Source organism: Flavobacterium sp. MDT1-60 (genome assembly GCF_014844035.1).
Taxonomy (GTDB): Bacteria; Bacteroidota; Bacteroidia; order Flavobacteriales; family Flavobacteriaceae; genus Flavobacterium.
This window is the reverse complement of sequence record NZ_CP062159.1, coordinates 509,158-527,823: the sequence shown is the minus strand read 5'-3', so window position 1 is coordinate 527,823 and position 18,666 is coordinate 509,158. Positions and strand designations below refer to the sequence as shown.

Below are 18,666 nucleotides of genomic sequence, written 5' to 3'. Positions count from 1 at the left end.
AATAAGTAAATTTATTTAAACGATTTTTCTTGTTTTATATGCCCTTTTTGTGTGAACCCATTCCGGCCATGTCGAAGAATCTTCGGCATCATAAATTCGGATTTTCTGATTTTCATCTTCAATTAATAAATCATCTGATGTGCAGCCTAAAATTGCTGCAGCAGCTGCAACTCCGGAATATGTTGCACCTGCAACGCCATGTGATAATGTACAGGCTCCGCAAAGAAACAAATTTTCGATTTTAGTTTTGTTTTTAAACGAAAACGGACCAACCTGATTTAATGTTTTTTCGGTTCCGTAAACATTTCCTTTAGTCGAATTGATATAAAATTCATTGGTTTTTGGTGTTCCTAATTCGGCCTGAATAATATGCTGTTTGGCATTCGGAATTATCTTTTCGAGATTGTTCATCAGTTTATTGATGATCTTTTCTTTGAATTTTTTGTAATTCTCATTGTGATAATCTTCTAAATCATTATAATCTTTTAAGTGATCATAATTGACATAGGTTACAATTTCAAAATTATGAAAGCGACCATTAAAACTTGCTGGATCTTTAAGGGTTGTACAACTTATAAATACAGAAGGAAATGAATCTCCGGAATCAATTGTGTCACTCATTAAATGCTCAAAATTAGCATCATCATTTTCATCTTTCATCATCCAGATATTGCCGGAATCAATATTATATAAAGTTACATCAATATCGAGGGTAAGGAATAAAATTAAAGAAGAAACAGAATATTTCGTTTTTTTGAGTTTTTTGAGAAGCGATTTATCTAGATTTTCCTTATCTATTAAATTTAAATAAGTGATGGACGGATCTGCATTTGAAACAATATTTTTTGCGAATATTTTTTCACCGTTTTCAAGCTGAATTCCAATTGCTTTTTTATTTTCGATCAGAATTTTGCTTACGTTTTGTTTTACACGTATTTCGCCGCCATGTCTTTTTATTCCGTTTGTCATTGCTTTTACAATGCCGCCGCCGCCGCCCATTGGATAAAACCCTCCATCAAAATAATGATTCATTACCGAGCAGTGTACAGGAAAACAGGCACGATTTGGCGAAAGTCCATGATCGCCGCACTGAATGTTAAGAACGGCTTTAAGCATAGGGTCTTTAACATACCAGCCTATTACTTTTTTTAGCGGAAAGAGTGCAAATTTTCCAAAGTGTTTGGTGCGAAATGGAACGGTAATGTTTTGCCAGAAACCTTTAAGTTTTGGAATTAACTGCAGTTCATAATTTACCTTTTGGACCAATGAAAGGTATTCGTGAATGTTTTTTTCTTCGTATGGAAAATGAGAAGAGAGTTTTTTTTTAAGATTTTCGACTCCTGCCGGCAAATCAAAAATCTTGTCTCCAATTAAGCAATGCTCATAAGCGCTTTTATTCATTCTGAAAAAAACCATGTCATTGGCAATTCCCAAACCCCTGTACAAATCATTGGTAGTTTGACCTTCTTCTAAAAGTCCTACATAATGTACGCCGGGACTAAAACGCTGTTTGTTTAAGGTAAAACTATGACTCCATCCGCCGGGAACATAATGTTGTTCGAGTACCAAAACTTTTTGTCCTTCTCTTGCAAGACAAATGGCAGTGGACAAACCTCCAACTCCTGAACCAATGATAATCGTGTCAAATTCCTGCATACTTTACTTTAAGAGTTGAGAAGTATAAAAGAACGATTTTTAATGGTAAGATTTTATTTTATTTTTAAATGATTCCAAAAATCAAAGTAATTGAACCATTGGAAAGGATATTTTTCCAACATTGATTCGACGCTGTCGATATATGCTTTTAGCAAACCTTTTTCGTCACGGTGTTTGACTATGGCTTCGCGCGCGTACAAATGATAATGTAGGTTCGATTCTTTCATTACATACACAAAAACAACGGGCACTTTTAATCGTGAAGCTATTAAAAATGGTCCTGCAGGAAAGTGAGCGCTTTTACCAAGGATTTCTGCAGTAAGTGATTTTGTGCCTTCAAAATAACGATCTCCCGTAAAGCAAACTAATTCATTATTGGCTAAAGCCGCATTGATCTCAAAAATGTGAGACAGATCATCTCTGATAATGATGAATTTAACGCTTGATTTTTTGGTAACGCTTTCTAAATAATTTTTGATTGCAGAATGCTCTAAATCTGTAGTGACTAAATTGATCTGAAATTCAAGATCGATATCGCCTAAAAAATGTTCTGCAATTTCAAAATTTCCAATATGAGCGCTAATTAAAACACCACCTTTTTTTTCGGACAAAAGTTTTTTCAAAATTTCTATACCGTCAAATTCATAAGTGAATTTGTTTCGCATTCCGGCTGAAATGGAAATTTTGTCAATAATAGTCTGTCCAAAAGTGTAGTAACTTTTGAAAACCATTTTTTTTGCCTGGAAATTGGAATACTGGAGTCTTTCTTTGAAATAATAAAAAATAGCACGATTGCTTTTCTTTAAAAACAAAAAATAATAAGAAGCAACAAAATAAAGTAAGACATAAGCAGACCTGACACCCGCTTTTTGTATCAAAAAAACGAATATTCTATAGCCTAAAACTGTTCCTTTGGATTTGCCATCCCATTTGCTCATTAAGCAGTTTTAGCTTTTAATTTGGTTTCAATCAGGTCATAGAAGTTCTGAAAAGTAGCGATTCCGACAAAATCAGCTTCAACTAGTTTTACACCAAAGTTAGCTTCAATAGAAACAACTAAATCAACATAATCTAAGCTGTCTAACCCAAGTGTATCTTTTAAATTAGCATCTGGTTCAATGTCGTCATTGTCTACTTCAAATTCATCAACCAAAAAACCATTAATTCTCGTTATAATCTCTTCTTTATTCATTGTTCAATTTAAACTTTTTAACCACCAACGCAGAGTTGGTTCCTCCGAATCCGAAGGAATTGGACAAAAATATGTCAAATTTTTTGTTTAAAGTGGTTTTGACCAAATTTAATTTAGCAGCATCTTCATCGGGATTGTCTAAATTGATGTTCGGCGCAATGAAATCGTGCTGCATCATTAAAATAGAATAAATAACTTCGCTTGCTCCGGCCATCCAGCATTCGTGACCAGTCATTGATTTTGTCGAACTTACATATGGATTTTTTTCACCAAAAACTTCGAAGATCGCTTTGGCCTCATTTCCATCTCCAACAGGAGTTGAAGTGGCGTGAGCATTAATATATTCGATATCTGTCGCTTTTAATTTGGCGTCGTCAAGCGCTCGTTGCATGGCTATGGACGGACCTTCGACATTTGGAGTTGAAATGTGACCGCCGTTTGATGAGAATCCATAACCTACAACTTCGGCTATAATATTCGCTCCTCTTGCAATGGCCGATTCATAACTTTCAAGAACTAAAGTGGCTCCTCCGCCTGACGGAATTAATCCATCACGGTCGGCATCAAAAGGCCTTGATGCTTTTTCAGGTTCGTTTTCTCTGTTTGAAAAAACACCCAAACCATCAAAACTACTCATCGCATATTTGTTGATTTCCTGCGCTCCACCGGTAATAATAATATCCTGAAAACCGCTTTTTATTAAGAAATAAGCCAAACCAATAGAATGTGAGCCGCTCGCACAAGCCGCACTCACCGTTAAATTGATACCGCGTAGTTTAAAAATTGTCGAAAGATTCATCGTAACCGTCGAATTCATCGATTTGAAAATTGCTCCGGAACCTATCAAAGCTGTATCTTTTTTCTCACGAACAATATCTGTAGCATCAATAATGGCTTTGGAAACACTGTCATTTCCATACATAATTCCTACTTCGCGCTCATCAAAAAAAGCATCGTCGATATTGGCATTTTTCAATGCTTCGATAGTGGCCATATAAGCGTATTCGGTTTCTTCACCAATGCTCATACGTTGTCTTCGGGTCAGTAAATTTTTTAAATCCGCTTTTGGAACCATGCCGGTTAAAGCCGATTGAAAGCCAAATTCTTTTCTATCAGAATCAAACTGAATACCAGATTTTCCGTTGTATAACGATTCCTTTACTTCATCTAAAGAAGTTCCGATACAAGAATAAATTCCCATTCCAGTAATTACAACTCTCTTATTCATCGTCTTTCAAAGTAATTTTTTATCCGTTAAGTGTAATTTTGATTTTTTTTACGCAGATTTTATTTTAATCCTTTAATCTGTGGCTATATTTATTTTAAAATCTCTCTATGTGTTGAATATATTTTTTAAGAATATATTCCTCCGTTTATATTGATAATCTCTCCTGTAATATAACTTGCTTTTTTAGAAATCAAAAAGCTTACCAAATCTGCAACTTCTTCGGCTTCGCCAAAACGATTCACCGGAATTAGCTTTAATAATTCTTTTTCGTCCAGTTGACTTGTCATATCTGTTCTGATAAAACCAGGAGCCACAGCATTTACAGTAATATTACGTTTGGCAACTTCTTGTGCTAATGCTTTTGTAGCGGCAACAATAGCGCCTTTTGCAGCGGAATAATTGGTTTGTCCAGCCGTTCCTTTTACGCCCGAAACCGAAACCATATTCACAATTCTGCCATATTTATTTCGAAGCATTTTTTGAATGAAAAACTGCGTCACATTAAAAAATCCGTTTAAGCTTGTGTTCACAACTCCGTTCCAATCTTCGGGAGTCATCCACATAAAAAGACCATCTTTTGTAATTCCGGCGTTATTTACAATAGCTTCAACTAGTGCTTCAGGATTGGCTTCCTGCCATTTTGTTAAAGTGTTTTGTACCTCTTCAAAATTAGAAACGTCAAAACCCAGAATTTCTCCCGTTGCTCCTAATTTTTGTATTTCCTGAAGTGTTGCTTCGGCAGCTGTTTTATTCGAATGATAATTAATCAGAATATGGTAATTGGCTTCGACGGCTAATTTTTTACAAATAGCACTTCCAATTCCTCTCGAACCGCCTGTTACTAATACACATTTCATGTAATTTATTTTTTATTGGAATAAATGTTATTTCTTTTTTTTGACAGCAGGTTTGGCAGCAGATTTGGTTGCCGGCTTTGCTTGTTTTGTTTCCTGTTTTGGTTTTTCAGCTGCAGTTTCAACGATCTCTTTTTTTTCTGATTTTGAAAATAACTCAGCGTTTTCAAACCATTGATTGCTTACTACAGTTCCGTCTGGTTTAAGAAAACCCCATTTTCCTTCGTTTTTTACTCTTGCGACACCATCGATAAATCCTTTATCCTGCTGTACAAACATGGCGATAATTCCGTTTGTTGTAATTCCGTATTGTGTTGGGATTACTATTTTTCCAGTTTCATTGATGAATCCCCAGTTTTTTTCTTTTACCGGAGCCAGTCCGTTTGAGCTAAAAACTTCGGCATCGCTATAAGTCGGTTCAATTACAAATTCTGCTTTTGGGTTGATGTATCCCCATTTAGAACCCACACAAACCGGAGCTAAATTTTTTGAGAATGCTTTCGCTTTATCATATATAGGAGTAATTACCCAATTTCCTTTTAAGTCAATGAATCCAATTTTTCCGTTCTTTTTGGCAAAGGTCAAATCTTGTGTTTCAAAATCCCAGATTTTTTCTGCTCCGTCAACCGGAATAAATTTTCCGTCACTTACAATTCCGAAAGTTTTATCCTTTCTTGCCCAGCTTGTATTTTTAAAATAATTGCCTATTTCATCATAAGTTGGTTCTACAACTTCTTTTCCGGCAGAATTTATAATTCCCCATTTTTTATTGCTTTCAACTCTGGCAAAACCATTTTCAAAAGCTTTGATCTGATCGTATTTCGGTTCCAGAACAACTGTCATTTTTGAATTGATCAATCCAACTTTATCGTTTTGTCTGATAAAAGCAACACCATCTTTAAAATCAAATACTTTATCAGAAGCCGGTGCTTTTTGAATTTCTCCTTTTGTATTGATATAAACCCAATCCTTATCTTTTTGAACAACGGCTATTCCGCTGTTAAAATCTTTGGCATCTTTAAAATCAGCTGGAATTACCCAGGTTCCTTTTGTATCAATGAATCCCCATTTTCCATTTTCTTCTGCAGCCGCCAAACCTTCGGAAAAGCTCTTTGCCGATTTGTATTTTGGCTCAATCTTAAAATCTCCGTTTTTGGAAATATATCCAATTTTCGAATTTTTTTTAACTAAGGCCAATTCCTGACTATTAACAAATTGAATAGTGAATGCAAATAAAAAAATAAGTGTTTTTTTTCATGATTTTAAAAGGTTCAATATTAATAATGGGAGATAAAAATCTAATTATCGATCAAGTAATCTTTTACTTTTTGAACAAAAGGATACATTACCTGATCTTCTTTAAATACTGGAATTATATTTCGAACATCATCGTACCATTTTTTAGTAACCGATGAAATTTTATCTTTTTGATTTAAATAATCAATTGCCTGAACAATCGTGATCATTTCGATGCTCAAAACTTCAAAAGCGTTTTCGATTACTTTTGAGGTAATCACGGCAGCGTTTGTTCCCATACTTACAATATCCTGATTGTCATTGTTGTTCGGGATACTATGAACGTACATTGGATTAGACAACATTTGGCTTTCGGCAGTTGTTGAGGTTGCTGTAAACTGAACGCCCTGCATTCCGAAATTAAATCCTAATGTTCCTAAATTAACAAATGGAGGAAGAATTTCGTTGATTTTTGAATTCAATAAATAATTCAATTGACGTTCTGCGAGCATTGTTAATTTGGTAATAACGATTTTTAGTTTGTCCATTTCAAGCGAAATATAATCGCCATGGAAATTACCTCCATGATAAACGTGTTTGTTTTTTACGTCGATAATTGGGTTGTCGTTTGCCGAGTTAAATTCGTCTTCTAAAATCGAAGCAACATTATTGATTGTTTCTAAAACCGGGCCTAAAATTTGAGGCACACAACGCAATGAATAATATTCCTGAACTTTTTCCTTGAAGATTTCCTCAGTGTTTTCTCCGGAATATAAATGATCTTCTCTTTTACGGATTAAAGTACTGTCAGAAAGATTTTTTCTCATTCTTGAAGCTACTTCCTGTTGTCCTTTATGACGTTTGGTTTGGTTTAATTCTGCCGAAAAATGATCGTCATAGGCCTGAACCAATTCGTTGATGGCGCAAGAACATTTTAAAGACCAGTCTAATAATTTGTTGGCATGATGTACATTAACAACACCAATTCCGGTCATAACCGAAGTTCCGTTGATCAAAGCCAAACCTTCCCTAATTTCTACCTGAATCGGTTTTAAGCCTTCAATTTCAAAAACTTCAGGAGTTGGTCTTCTTTCTCCTTTATAAAAAACTTCGCCTTCGCCAATTAAGACCAAAGCTAAGTGTGATAATTGCACTAAATCACCGCTCGCACCAACACCGCCGTGCTCAAAAATCAGTGGCGTAATATCTCTGTTGATTAATTCTGCCATAAGGTGAATTACTGAAGGATGAACTCCTGAATTTCCTAATGAAAGCGTATTCAAACGAGCTAAAATTGCTGCTTTTGCACAAACCGGACTCAATGGTTTTCCGGTTCCTGAAGAGTGGCTTCTGATTAAATTATATTGCAGCTGAATTTGGTCTGACTCTTTAATTTTATATTGAGCCATTGGTCCAAAACCAGTATTTACACCATATATTATTTTATTTCCTGAAAATTCTTTCAGAAAGTTAAAGCTTTCGTTTACCCGATTTAAAACTACATTGCTGATTGTAACTTTGTTATTTCCAAAAATAATGGCTTCGAATTCTCCTAAACTTAAATATTCATTAATTGTATTCATTAAATCGGTTTTGATTGTGCTAATTTAATTTTATTTATCAAAATAAATGTAGTTATTTTGATGAAGGCAAATGTAAGTTAATAATCGGTAACATTTTTATTATGACAAAGGAGTTTGTTGATGTTTTAGTGATTGGTGCAGGACCTTCAGGATGCGTTTCGGCATCTTATCTTCATAAAAATAATATTAAGATAAAAGTGGTGGAGAAAACAAAATTTCCAAGACTTGTGGTCGGCGAAAGCCTTATTCCGCGAGTGATGGATCATTTTGCGGAAGCGGAACTTTTTGAATGTCTCGATGCGATGAATTTTGAGAAAAAACTCGGGGCTCGTTTTATTAGGGGAGAAGAAATTTGTGTTTTCGATTTCAGTCAGAAATTTGGAGAGGGCTGGGATTGGACCTGGCAAGTGCCAAGAGCAGATTTTGACAACACTATGGCGCAGGAAGTCGTTAGAAAAGGAATAGACTTAGAATTTGAAACTGAGGTTTTGGAAGTTTCTTTTGAAGGAAAAAATTCGAAAACCATTGTAAAAGACAAAGACGGAAATTTAAAAGAAATTCACGCAAAATTTATTATTGATTCCAGTGGATATGGACGTGTTTTGCCAAGACTTTTAGATTTGGATACACCGTCAAAATTAGATCCGCATTCTTCAATATTTACACATGTAAAAGACATTAACAGACCAGAAGGCGAAGAAGGAACTCAAATTTCATTTGACATTCTGGAAACTGAAGTTTGGTTATGGGTAATTCCGTTTTCGAATGGAAACACTAGTTTAGGAGTTGTTGGGCCTACTGATTTTATTAATTCGCTTTCAGAAAATAAAGATAATGCCGAGGCTTTGCGAAATGCAATTCAGATGTCGGATTATTATATCCAAAGATTTAAAGGAACCGAGTTTCTATTTGAACCGGTAAAACTGGAAAATTATTCAAGAGCAGTGAAAAGAATGTACGGTGATGGTTTTGCATTAACCGGAAACAGTTCTGAATTCTTAGATCCGGTTTTTTCATCGGGAGTTGCATTTGCAACCGAATCGGGAATGTTGGCAGCAAAATTATATATTAAAGAATCACAAGGAATTGAAGTAGACTGGGAAGTTGAATTTACGGAATACATGAAAAGAGGAATAGCTGTTTTTACCACTTACGTGAAAGAATGGTATACCGGAAACCTTCAGACTTTGTTTTTTCATCAACCTGAAAATCTGGAAGTGAAAGAAAAAATTTGCTCAGTATTAGCCGGATATGTCTGGAATGAAGAAAACCCTTTTGTAAAAAAACACGATCATGTGATTAAGAATATGGCTTATTTACTGAATATGCAAAAAGAACAAAGCCCTGAATAATCAGGGCTTTTTCTTTGATATAGTACTTCTTATTTAGATGCTTTTTTCAGTATCATTTTTGATAATGATTTGGCTGTTTTAGCATATCCTTCTCCAATTCTTGATTCGTTACTGTAATTATTTCCCCATTGATCTCCCGGTGCTTCCTCACTTGAAATTTCTAACAGCACATTTGACTTATTTGCTGTTTCTACAAATTTTAAATGAGTAGTAACTTTTGCCGGTTGTTTCATAATTCCGGCATCCCAACCCGGATAAATCCAAAGAGTTTGCACAATTAAAGTATACGGAGTGTTTAATCCTTCCTGAAAATTCAGGTTTTTACCTGCTTTGGTTAATACAATATTTCCGATTTCCAGAAATTTTGGTGTCCAGATTTGCTCTTTTGCAGCAACCCATTTTTTTTGCCAAAGGTTTCCGTTTCCTTTTGCTTTCTGATCCAAATCGGCTTTATGTTCTTCGACATATTGAGACTCCGGTTTTCTCTCTTTCATCATAGTGAAATTACTGTAATCAAATTCAGTATTTATTTCAGTCTGATCTTTTAAGAAATCAAAATTTCCATTTATAACAGTCATGTCCTGACAGAATGCTGCTCCGGAAATCAGGAAGAAAGCAAGTAATAGTTTTTTCATTTTTTTTAATGGTTTGTTAGTTTTATTTTTTTGGTTAAAATTAATTTAAAATTTGATTACACAAAATAAAATAAATTGAGGCTTTATTATTAAGAGTTAAAATGCTTTTTATAAATAAAAAGAGGATACCGAATGGCATCCTCTTTTTGTCTTCAAAAAATAATATAGTAAAAAATTATACTACCAGAATTTAACATACAAAGCCACAATAATCAATAATGTAATTACGATTAAAACTGTAGTTTGTGGTTTTACTTTAAACATTTCAGAGTCTATTTCAAACGCTTTAGGGTTCACTTTTGGACCAGCAAAACTGATTCCAATCATCGCTAACATTGTAAAGAAGAATGATAATCCCATACAAATGTGGAAAGGAATTTCGTATACAGGAACACCGCCTATAACTTTTCCAGTAGGCCATGCGGTATATAGTAAAGTTTCGTTTCCGAATAACATTGGAGCATATTCATTGAATAAAACGGATAATACAAATCCTAAAATTACACCCACAATTGCTGCAGTTCCGGTAGTTCTTTTCCAGAACATACCAAGGAAGAACATAGCAAATACACCAGGGCTAATAAAACCTGTATATTTTTGGATGTAAGTGAATCCACCAACTCCGCCAATTCCTAAAATATCATTCCATGTAAATAATACAGCTAAAAGCATTGCAGCAAAAACGGCAATTCTACCAATATTTACCTGTTGTTTTTCACCCGCTTCTTTTTGGATGTATTTTTTATGAATATCTAACGTATAAATAGTCGAGATACTGTTTACTTTTCCAGCCAATGAAGCTACAATTGCAGCAGTCAAAGCTGCTACAGAAAGTCCTTTTAAACCAGTTGGCAAGAATGTCAATACTGCAGAATAAGCTCCATCTTTTCCTCCAACTAATTGTGGTAAATGCCCATTTTGGTATAAAACGTAAGCAGCAATACCTGGCAACATTACGATTAAAGGCATTAATAATTTTAACATACCAGCAAATAAAATACCCGTACGAGCCGTTTGCAAGTCGGCACCTAATGCTCTTTGTGTGATATATTGGTTACATCCCCAATAGTTTAAGTTGATAATCCAGATACCGGCAAGGTAAGACATCAAACCAGGGAAAGTTAAGTATTTGTCAATTTCAAGTTGAGATGAAGTAGCAGTTGGCCTTGGAATAATCATTTTAAAATGCTCAGGAGCTTCTCTCATTAAGACTTTGAAACCTTCAATTGCGCTGCTACTTATTCCTAACTTTTCTCCAACGGTTATCAATGCAATATAAGAAGTTACAAGTCCACCAATAATTAAAACCGCCACCTGAATAACGTCTGTATAAGCAACAACTTTCATTCCTCCAAGAGAAATAATTAAAGCAAATAAAGCCAGTCCGATCATGATTACGTGAAGATATTCTCCTCCGGCTAAACCATTAATAGCAACAGCTCCTAAATATAGGATAGAAGTTAAGTTTACAAATACATATAAAAACAACCAGAAAACCGCCATAATCAAAGCAGTAGATTCGTTGTAACGTGTTTTTAAGAATTGAGGCATGGTGTAAATCTTATTTTTAAGATAAACAGGAATAAACCACACTGCTACAATAATCAAAGCAACAGCAGCAAGCCATTCATAAGCTGCAACGGCAATTCCTAAAAAGAAACCTTCACCGCTCATTCCGATAAATTGTTCAGCTGAAATGTTTGAGGCAATTAACGAAGCTCCAATAGCCCACCACGTTAAATTTCCTTCAGCTAAAAAGTAAGCTTTAGCATCATGTTCGTCTTTTTTACGCTTACTGTAAACTGTATAACCGTAGACCGAAACTACGATGAAATAAATAATAAAAACCGCATAATCTGCGAAAGCAAGGTTCTGGTTCATTGTTAGTAGTATTTTAAAAATTAGTTTTTAGGTGATTGTTTGTTTAATAAATTAAAAAATCAGCTTTTTTGTGGTTTTCTCTGACTAAAAATAAGATATGTGTTTTATTTATGTTATTTTTTTGTCAAAATAAGAACGAAAGTCAAAAGTATAATAAAAATCTATATTAACACCACCTACAAATGTATTTTTTACATTTATAAGTGGATTATTATGTTAAATTTTAGATTGGTTCTTATTTCGATTCAACTTTTTCACGAACTGCCGCTTTACTTTTGTAATGCACATCTGATTGTTGCCTTAAAATCTCGGCGCTTTTTTCAGGTGTAATATCACGTTGCGACTCGCCTAACATTTCGTAACCCACCATGAATTTTTTAACCGTTGCAGATCGAAGCAAAGGCGGATAAAAGTGCATATGGAAATGCCATTCAGGATGTTCTAAACCATCTGTAGGAGCCTGATGAATTCCTGATGAATAAGGGAAAGAAGTGCTGAATAAATTATCGTACTTAATTGTGAGCTGCTTTAAAATTTTAGCATAAGAACGTACTTCACCTTCTGTAAAATCAGTAATTTTTGAGATTGCTCTTTTACTCAGAATCATAGTTTCGTAAGGCCAGATCGCCCAGAACGGAACCAAAGCCACAAAATAATCGTTTTCGATAACGATACGACTTCCTGATCTTAATTCGGCCTGAAGATAATCTTCAAGAAGTGTTCTTTTGTTTTTATCATAATAGGCTTTTAGGCTATGATGCGTTTTTTCAACCTGAGTTGGCAATGATGATTGTGCCCAGATTTGGCCGTGCGGATGCGGGTTACTACACCCCATAACGCTTCCTTTATTTTCAAAAATCTGAACGTGGTTGATGTATTTTATATTCCCTAAATCGGTATACTCTTTTTGCCAGGTTCTAATGATATTTTCAATTCCGTCAAGATCCATTTCGGGTAAAGTAAGATCGTGTCTTGGAGAAAAACAAACGACTCTGGAAATTCCCTGTTCTGGTTTTGCCTTAAAAAAAGTGTGTTTAATGTCTTCTTCAAAAATAATTTCTTCCTGTTTCATGGCAGCAAAATCATTTTCGAAAACGAAACTACTGTCGTATTTCGGATTACTTACGCCATTGGCCCGAACATTACCGGGACATAAATAACAAGTTGAATCATATTTTGGTAAAGCCTCTGTGGCAATAGTTTCATTTTGTCCCTGCCAAGGGCGTTTTGCACGATGAGGTGATACTAGCACCCATTCGTTAAGTAGAGGATTGAAGCGTCTGTGAGGGTCTTCGTTAATGTCAAAATTTTTCATTGTATTCTTTTGTGGTATTAAAGTAGTGTTGTTCCATTTGAGATTTTTACATCATAGAATTTTAATTCAATTCCAAATGTATCTAAATAAAGTTTTGAAAATTTACGTTTTACCTCATTTTCATCTCCTTTTTTAACTAAATTTATGGTACAACCACCAAATCCGCCACCCATTACACGCGCTCCAATGATCGAATCGTCAGATTTTGCGGTATCTACAAGCATATCTAACTCTTCACAACTTACTTCATATTCCTGCGACAAACCATAATGCGTTTCAAAAAGCAATTGTCCTAAAAGTTTTATATTTCCTTTGTCCAGTGCCTCACATGCTTTAATAACACGGTTAATTTCTTTTACAACAAAATGAACTCTCTTAAAAACAACCGGTGTAAATTGATCCTGAATACTCAAAAGTTGCTCTTCAGAACAATCCCTGAAACTTTTTACTTCCGGAAAGTGTTTTTTAATAATTGATAATCCTTCTTCACATTCTAATCTTCTCGTATTATATTCAGAAGTAAAAAGCGAATGTTTTACATTACTATCAAATAAAATGACTGAATAATCTTTGAAATCAGCATCGTGATATTCAAATTCCAATGTATTGCAATCTAATTTGATTACTTTGTTTTCAAGTCCGTGTACGCTCGAAAACTGATCCATGATTCCACAATTAATTCCTACCCAATGTTCCGCTTTTTGCCCCATTAAGGCGATATCAACTTTTTCAATTTTTAAACCGAAAAGTTCCTTGATTCCGAAAAGCGTTCCGCACTCTAAAGCTGCCGAAGAAGACAAACCGGAACCAACCGGAATATTACTGCTGAAAACACAGTTGAAACCTTCAAACGAAAATCCATTGTCCTGAAGTTGTTTGACAACACCACGAATATAATTGGTCCAAACAACATCGCATAATTGGATTGGTTCTGTTAAATCAAGTTCAAATTCTTCATTTAAATCGATGGCGATTATTTTAGATTTTTGAGTGTTGTTTTTTTCAAAAGCAAAGCAAATTACTTTGTCAATTGCGGCTGGTAAAACATAACCGTCGTTGTAATCAATGTGTTCTCCAATAATGTTTATTCTTCCGGGAGAAAGTACAATTTTTTGAGGAACAGATCCGAACGATTTCTCAAAAAATGCTGTCGTGTTTTGTATTAAAATGTCATTCATTATTTTGTAATTGTAATAGTGTTGTCTTGAAATTCAAATGAAAAATCATTAGAATCAGATAAAAAATATGTTTTTTAGGATAATTAATTAATACGATCAAATTTATAAACTGTTGTCTGACGGTATTCATCGCCTTTTTTCAAAACTGAATTTGGGAAATGAGCCTGATTTGGCGCATCCGGAAAATTTTGGGTTTCAAAACAAATTCCGCTTGTTGCATGATATTTTGTGTTTTCTTTTCCTTGAAGGATATCAAAACAATTTCCGCCTACATATATATGTACACTTGGCTGATCTGTGTAAACACTCATTTGTAAATTGTTTTTCTCACTGAATAATTGAGCAGCAACTTTATTCTGAGATTCAATTACAAAAGAATTATCGATTGAAGAAGGACAGGTTTTAGGTGTTCTGAAATCGAAAGCATGATTAGAAAGAGCTGTAAATTTTCCTGTTGGAATATTGTTAGAATCTGTTTCTAACATTTTAGAAGCATCAATATACATTTGCTGACCTAATACCGAAGTATCGTGACCGTCAAGGTTGAAATAACTATGATGTGTTAAATTAATAACCGTATCTCTTGTAGTTGTAGCCTTGTATTCCAGCTTTAGTTCGTTTTCTTCGGTTAAAGTATAAGTTAGATAAACATGTAATTCTCCCGGGAAATTTTCATCAGAATCTTCACTTAAAAGGCTAAAAGTTATCGATGGATTTTCCCCACCAGTTAAGTCGGTTACATTCCAAACTCTTTTTCCAAAACCTATATTTCCTCCATGTAAGGTATTACCATTATTATTGCCAGCCAGCTGAAATGTTTCATTGTTTAAAGTAAAACGACCTTTACTAATTCTTCCTGCATAGCGGCCAACTGTGGTTCCGAAATAAGGAGCGCTCGGTAAATTATAAGAAGATAAATAAGATTCTAAAGTATCAAAACCTAAAACAACATCGACCAGTTTTCCGTTTGAAGCAGGAACTTTTAAAGAAGTAACCGTTGCTCCATAATTGATAAGCTGAACTTTCATTCCATTTTTATTAGTCAATTCGAAAGAATGAATTTCTTCGTTATCAGACATTAAACCAAACAATTTACAGTCAGACTGATCTTGAAAATGCGATATTTGTTTTATTTCCATATTAATTTTACCAAATGTGAAATTCAAAAATAGAAACATTCTCGACTTTTACATACCAGTACCTACCAGTTTTTTGTATATTGCGCAAAAAAATATTTTTTCATGAATATAATTTCCATTCAAAGCAATCTTGGTTTGCCAAAATATAAACAGATTATTCTTTCAATTGAAAAAGCAATTGAGGATGGGAAATTGGTTAAAGGAGATCGGCTTCCATCGGTCAATAAAGTCTGTTTGGCTTTTTCGTTATCACGTGATACCGTTTTGTTAGGCTATGATGAATTGAAAAAAAGAGGGATAATTTACGCCATTCCCGGTAAGGGATATTACGTGAAAAGCATTGAAATTGCTATAAAACAGAAGATATTTTTACTTTTTGATGAACTAAATATTTTCAAGGAAGATATCTATAATTCATTTTTAAAAAACATTGGAAAAAATGTTCAGGTTGATATTTTCTTTCATCATTTCAATTCTCAGGTGTTTCAAAAATTGATAAATGACAGCAATGGGAATTATACGAAATATATTATCATGCCAACCAATTTGACCGATATAGTCAATTTGATAAAAACCCTACCAGTAAATGATGTAATTATTTTAGATCAGACCAATCCCACTTTAAGATTGTATCCGGCCATTTATCAAAATCATGAAAAAGACATTTTTGAAGGATTGCTAAAAGCAAAATCGAGATTAGGCAAATACAAAAAATTGATTCTGATTTTCCCGGGATTCAGAGAGCCGCTTGGAATGAAATTAGGCTTTGAAGCTTTTTGCGCGGAGTACCATTTTGAGTCTGAAATTATAACCGAATTTACCGATCGTGAAATTACTTTAGGAGATCTCTATATTATTCCGAATGATCGTGATTTAGTTGCTGTAATTGAAAATGCCAGAAATCAGAATTTGAAACTAGGTTCTGATTTTGGAATTATATCCTATAATGAAACACCTTTGAAAAAAGTAGTAGCCAATGGTATTAGTACAATTTCGACCCATTTTGAGATGATGGGAAAAATTTTAGCCGAAATGGTTATTAAGGGAAATAACGTACAAATCGAAAATAAATCATCTCTTATTATGCGAAATTCCTTGTGATGATTTTTATGTCATTTCTCCAAATGATTATTTATATCACAATTATATCTATTTTTGTTTATTAGATCTATAAATTATTGGTAAAAAAAATAAGGATGCAATTTTTTGTTTTCGTGAAATTTTTTTACATACATTTGCAAATGTAAATTATACACTTATTATTTGTTTTTGTTTTAATTGAAAATATTTTTTTTTCTTTTCGGAATTCTGCAACACAAATTATAAAACCGCTATTAACCACAAACCACTTAGATTACTTAAAAATGAACAACAAAATTGACCAATTAGCCGCAAATAATATTCGTGCTTTAGCCATTTCGATGGTCGAAAAAGCGAATTCAGGCCATCCTGGCGGAGCCATGGGAGGTGCTGATTTTATGCATATTTTATATACCGAATATTTAAAATATGATCCCAGTGATATGAACTGGATTTTCAGAGATCGTTTTTTTATGGATGCCGGGCACCTTTCTGCATTAATGTATGCCCAATATTATTTGTTGGGTAATTTCGAAAAGACAGATCTTCAAAATTTCAGACAATGGGGTTCTGTAACACCTGGGCATCCTGAAGTTGATGTAAAAAGAGGAATCGAAAACACTTCCGGACCACTGGGTCAGGGGCATGCAATGGGAGTTGGAGCAGCGATTGCAGCTAAATTTCTCTCGGCGAGGTTTGAGAATTTATTCGATCATAAAATATACGGTTTCATTACAGACGGAGGTGTTCAGGAAGAAATCTCGCAAGGCGCGGGACGTATTGCCGGACATTTGGGACTGAATAATTTCATTATGTTTTACGATTCAAATGATGTACAGCTTTCGTCTATGACAGATGAGGTTACGACCGAAAATACCGCGATGAAATATGAATCATGGGGTTGGAAAGTGGTTACTATTGACGGACATGATCATGATCAGATTCGTAAAGCTCTGACGGAAGCACATAACGAAACGGAAAAACCAACACTGATTATTGGCCGAACCATAATGGGAAAAGGTTGCGTAACTGCCGACGGATCTATGTATGAAGGACAATGTGAACTTCACGGAAAACCTATTGGAGCAACCAAAGCCGATTTTGAAAAAACATTATTGAACTTAGGAGCTAAGGTTGAAGATTCATTTGCTATTTATGAAGAAGTTGCAGCACATTATGCTACTATTTTAAATCAGAAAACGGCAGAATCGGCTGAGAGAAAAGCAAAAATTTTGGTTTGGGAAAGTCAGAATCCAGAAGCAGCTCAAAAGATAAAACAGTTTTTTAATGGAGATTTACCAACTTTAGATTTCGGTTCAATCGCTCAAAAAACAAATGCAGCAACAAGAGATGCGTCAGCAGCAGTTTTAGGATATTTGGCTGAAAATGTAGAAAACATGATTGTCTCTTCTGCGGATTTATCTAACAGTGATAAAACAGATGGCTTTTTGAAAAAATCATCGATCTTAAAGAAAAATGATTTCAACGGAGCCTTTCTGCAAGCCGGAGTAGCCGAATTAACAATGGCTGCAATTGCGAACGGAATCGCACTTCACGGTGGTGTAATTCCGGTAGTCGCAACATTTTTTGTTTTTTCTGATTATATGAAGCCTGCGATTCGTTTGGCGGCAATTCAGGAATTACCGGTAAAATATGTCTGGACACACGACTCCTTCCGCGTTGGCGAAGACGGACCTACGCACCAGCCAATTGAGCAGGAAGCACAAATTCGATTATTAGAAAAAATTAAAAATCATTCGGGTGATCAAAGTTTGTTGGCACTTCGTCCGGCTGATGCTATTGAAACTTCTGTTGCCTGGCAAATGGCGTTGGAAAACAAGAAAACACCAACGGGTCTAATTCTCTCAAGACAAGAAATTGCTGCTATTCCGGCAACTGGAAATTCAAGATTTGAAGACGCTTTAAAAGCAAAAAAAGGCGGTTATTTAGTCAAATCAAATGATGATCCTGCCATCACTTTAGTTGCCAACGGATCTGAAGTAGCGACACTAATTGAAGCTGCAGAAGAGTTGGAACACATCATCAAAATAAAAATAAATGTTGCTTCAATAATTTCAGAAGGACTTTTCAGATCTCAGTCAAAAGAATATCAGGAAAGTGTTATTCCGCATAATCAATTGGTTTTCGGACTTACGGCAGGACTTCCTGTCAACCTGGAAAGTTTAGTGGGTAGCAGAGGGAAAGTTTTCGGATTGGATCATTTTGGATATTCAGCCCCGGCTTCGGTTCTGGATCAGAAATTTGGATTTACCAGTAAAAATGCCTGCGAAGAAATTATTAAATATTTGGAGCAGAATAATTATAACATAAAATAAA

Annotated in this window: 15 protein-coding genes; 3 read left to right on the top strand and 12 right to left on the bottom strand. The window is 34.7% G+C overall.

The genetic code is table 11. The features are described 5' to 3' along the window. Positions 1-15: 15 nt before the first annotated feature. The 7 genes from IHE43_RS02145 to hutH form a co-directional block, all read right to left on the bottom strand. The gene (locus tag IHE43_RS02145; protein WP_192186466.1) at positions 16-1,656 is read right to left on the bottom strand and encodes an NAD(P)/FAD-dependent oxidoreductase; all 1,641 of its coding nucleotides are present in this window, start codon (positions 1,654-1,656) and stop codon (positions 16-18) included. Positions 1,657-1,709: 53 nt separating this feature from the next. Continuing rightward, a complete protein-coding gene (locus IHE43_RS02140) occupies positions 1,710-2,594 on the bottom strand; it encodes a lipid A biosynthesis acyltransferase (RefSeq protein ID WP_192186465.1) in 885 nt (294 codons plus the stop codon). Beyond that, positions 2,594-2,848, bottom strand: a complete 255-nt coding sequence (locus IHE43_RS02135; RefSeq protein WP_192186464.1) for an acyl carrier protein — start codon at positions 2,846-2,848, stop codon at positions 2,594-2,596. The genes IHE43_RS02140 and IHE43_RS02135 overlap by 1 nt, the downstream gene beginning before the upstream one ends. Next, a complete protein-coding gene (locus IHE43_RS02130) occupies positions 2,841-4,076 on the bottom strand; it encodes a beta-ketoacyl synthase (protein WP_192186463.1) in 1,236 nt (411 codons plus the stop codon). The genes IHE43_RS02135 and IHE43_RS02130 overlap by 8 nt, the downstream gene beginning before the upstream one ends. A gap of 125 nt (positions 4,077-4,201) precedes the next feature. Further along, a complete protein-coding gene (gene fabG / locus IHE43_RS02125; RefSeq protein WP_192186462.1) occupies positions 4,202-4,933 on the bottom strand; it encodes a 3-oxoacyl-ACP reductase FabG in 732 nt (243 codons plus the stop codon). A gap of 27 nt (positions 4,934-4,960) precedes the next feature. Beyond that, positions 4,961-6,127, bottom strand: a complete 1,167-nt coding sequence (locus IHE43_RS02120) for a WG repeat-containing protein (RefSeq protein ID WP_225585343.1) — start codon at positions 6,125-6,127, stop codon at positions 4,961-4,963. A gap of 101 nt (positions 6,128-6,228) precedes the next feature. After that, positions 6,229-7,749, bottom strand: coding sequence for a histidine ammonia-lyase (gene hutH, locus IHE43_RS02115; RefSeq protein WP_192186461.1), 1,521 nt, complete (start codon positions 7,747-7,749; stop codon positions 6,229-6,231). 101 nt (positions 7,750-7,850) lie between these two features. Between hutH and IHE43_RS02110 the strand changes: the two genes are divergently transcribed. Next, positions 7,851-9,101, top strand: coding sequence for an NAD(P)/FAD-dependent oxidoreductase (locus tag IHE43_RS02110; RefSeq protein WP_192186460.1), 1,251 nt, complete (start codon positions 7,851-7,853; stop codon positions 9,099-9,101). Positions 9,102-9,130: 29 nt separating this feature from the next. Here IHE43_RS02110 and IHE43_RS02105 read toward each other — a convergent pair whose 3' ends face one another. The 5 genes from IHE43_RS02105 to IHE43_RS02085 all read right to left on the bottom strand — a co-directional run bounded on the left by IHE43_RS02105 (position 9,131) and on the right by IHE43_RS02085 (position 15,249). Further along, positions 9,131-9,736: a hypothetical protein gene (locus IHE43_RS02105; protein ID WP_192186459.1), complete on the bottom strand. Its 606-nt coding sequence runs from the start codon at positions 9,734-9,736 to the stop codon at positions 9,131-9,133. Positions 9,737-9,916: 180 nt separating this feature from the next. Beyond that, complete coding sequence (locus IHE43_RS02100) at positions 9,917-11,617, bottom strand: sodium/sugar symporter (protein ID WP_192186458.1); 1,701 nt, start codon at positions 11,615-11,617, stop codon at positions 9,917-9,919. A gap of 235 nt (positions 11,618-11,852) precedes the next feature. Beyond that, positions 11,853-12,932 (bottom strand): UDP-glucose--hexose-1-phosphate uridylyltransferase, encoded by a 1,080-nt coding sequence (locus IHE43_RS02095; protein ID WP_192186457.1) that lies wholly within the window; start codon positions 12,930-12,932, stop codon positions 11,853-11,855. Positions 12,933-12,949: 17 nt separating this feature from the next. Then, positions 12,950-14,110 (bottom strand): galactokinase, encoded by a 1,161-nt coding sequence (gene galK / locus IHE43_RS02090; protein WP_192186456.1) that lies wholly within the window; start codon positions 14,108-14,110, stop codon positions 12,950-12,952. 83 nt (positions 14,111-14,193) lie between these two features. Next, positions 14,194-15,249 (bottom strand): aldose epimerase family protein, encoded by a 1,056-nt coding sequence (locus IHE43_RS02085; RefSeq protein WP_192186455.1) that lies wholly within the window; start codon positions 15,247-15,249, stop codon positions 14,194-14,196. Between the two features lie 102 nt (positions 15,250-15,351). Between IHE43_RS02085 and IHE43_RS02080 the strand changes: the two genes are divergently transcribed. Together IHE43_RS02080 and IHE43_RS02075 are read left to right on the top strand one after the other, a co-directional pair. Beyond that, entirely contained in the window at positions 15,352-16,350 is a 999-nt protein-coding gene (locus IHE43_RS02080; RefSeq protein WP_192186454.1) for a GntR family transcriptional regulator, read from the top strand. Positions 16,351-16,613: 263 nt separating this feature from the next. Continuing rightward, positions 16,614-18,665: a transketolase gene (locus IHE43_RS02075; RefSeq protein WP_192186453.1), complete on the top strand. Its 2,052-nt coding sequence runs from the start codon at positions 16,614-16,616 to the stop codon at positions 18,663-18,665. Position 18,666 lies beyond the last annotated feature (1 nt).

Coding starts and splice junctions, on each gene's coding strand:
- IHE43_RS02145 (WP_192186466.1), bottom strand. CDS start 1,656: ATGCAGGAATTTGACACGATTATCATTGGTTCAGGAGTTGGAGGTTTG.
- IHE43_RS02140 (WP_192186465.1), bottom strand. CDS start 2,594: ATGAGCAAATGGGATGGCAAATCCAAAGGAACAGTTTTAGGCTATAGA.
- IHE43_RS02135 (WP_192186464.1), bottom strand. CDS start 2,848: ATGAATAAAGAAGAGATTATAACGAGAATTAATGGTTTTTTGGTTGAT.
- IHE43_RS02130 (WP_192186463.1), bottom strand. CDS start 4,076: ATGAATAAGAGAGTTGTAATTACTGGAATGGGAATTTATTCTTGTATC.
- fabG (WP_192186462.1), bottom strand. CDS start 4,933: ATGAAATGTGTATTAGTAACAGGCGGTTCGAGAGGAATTGGAAGTGCT.
- hutH (WP_192186461.1), bottom strand. CDS start 7,749: ATGAATACAATTAATGAATATTTAAGTTTAGGAGAATTCGAAGCCATT.
- IHE43_RS02110 (WP_192186460.1), top strand. CDS start 7,851: ATGACAAAGGAGTTTGTTGATGTTTTAGTGATTGGTGCAGGACCTTCA.
- IHE43_RS02105 (WP_192186459.1), bottom strand. CDS start 9,736: ATGAAAAAACTATTACTTGCTTTCTTCCTGATTTCCGGAGCAGCATTC.
- IHE43_RS02100 (WP_192186458.1), bottom strand. CDS start 11,617: ATGAACCAGAACCTTGCTTTCGCAGATTATGCGGTTTTTATTATTTAT.
- IHE43_RS02095 (WP_192186457.1), bottom strand. CDS start 12,932: ATGAAAAATTTTGACATTAACGAAGACCCTCACAGACGCTTCAATCCT.
- galK (WP_192186456.1), bottom strand. CDS start 14,110: ATGAATGACATTTTAATACAAAACACGACAGCATTTTTTGAGAAATCG.
- IHE43_RS02085 (WP_192186455.1), bottom strand. CDS start 15,249: ATGGAAATAAAACAAATATCGCATTTTCAAGATCAGTCTGACTGTAAA.
- IHE43_RS02080 (WP_192186454.1), top strand. CDS start 15,352: ATGAATATAATTTCCATTCAAAGCAATCTTGGTTTGCCAAAATATAAA.
- IHE43_RS02075 (WP_192186453.1), top strand. CDS start 16,614: ATGAACAACAAAATTGACCAATTAGCCGCAAATAATATTCGTGCTTTA.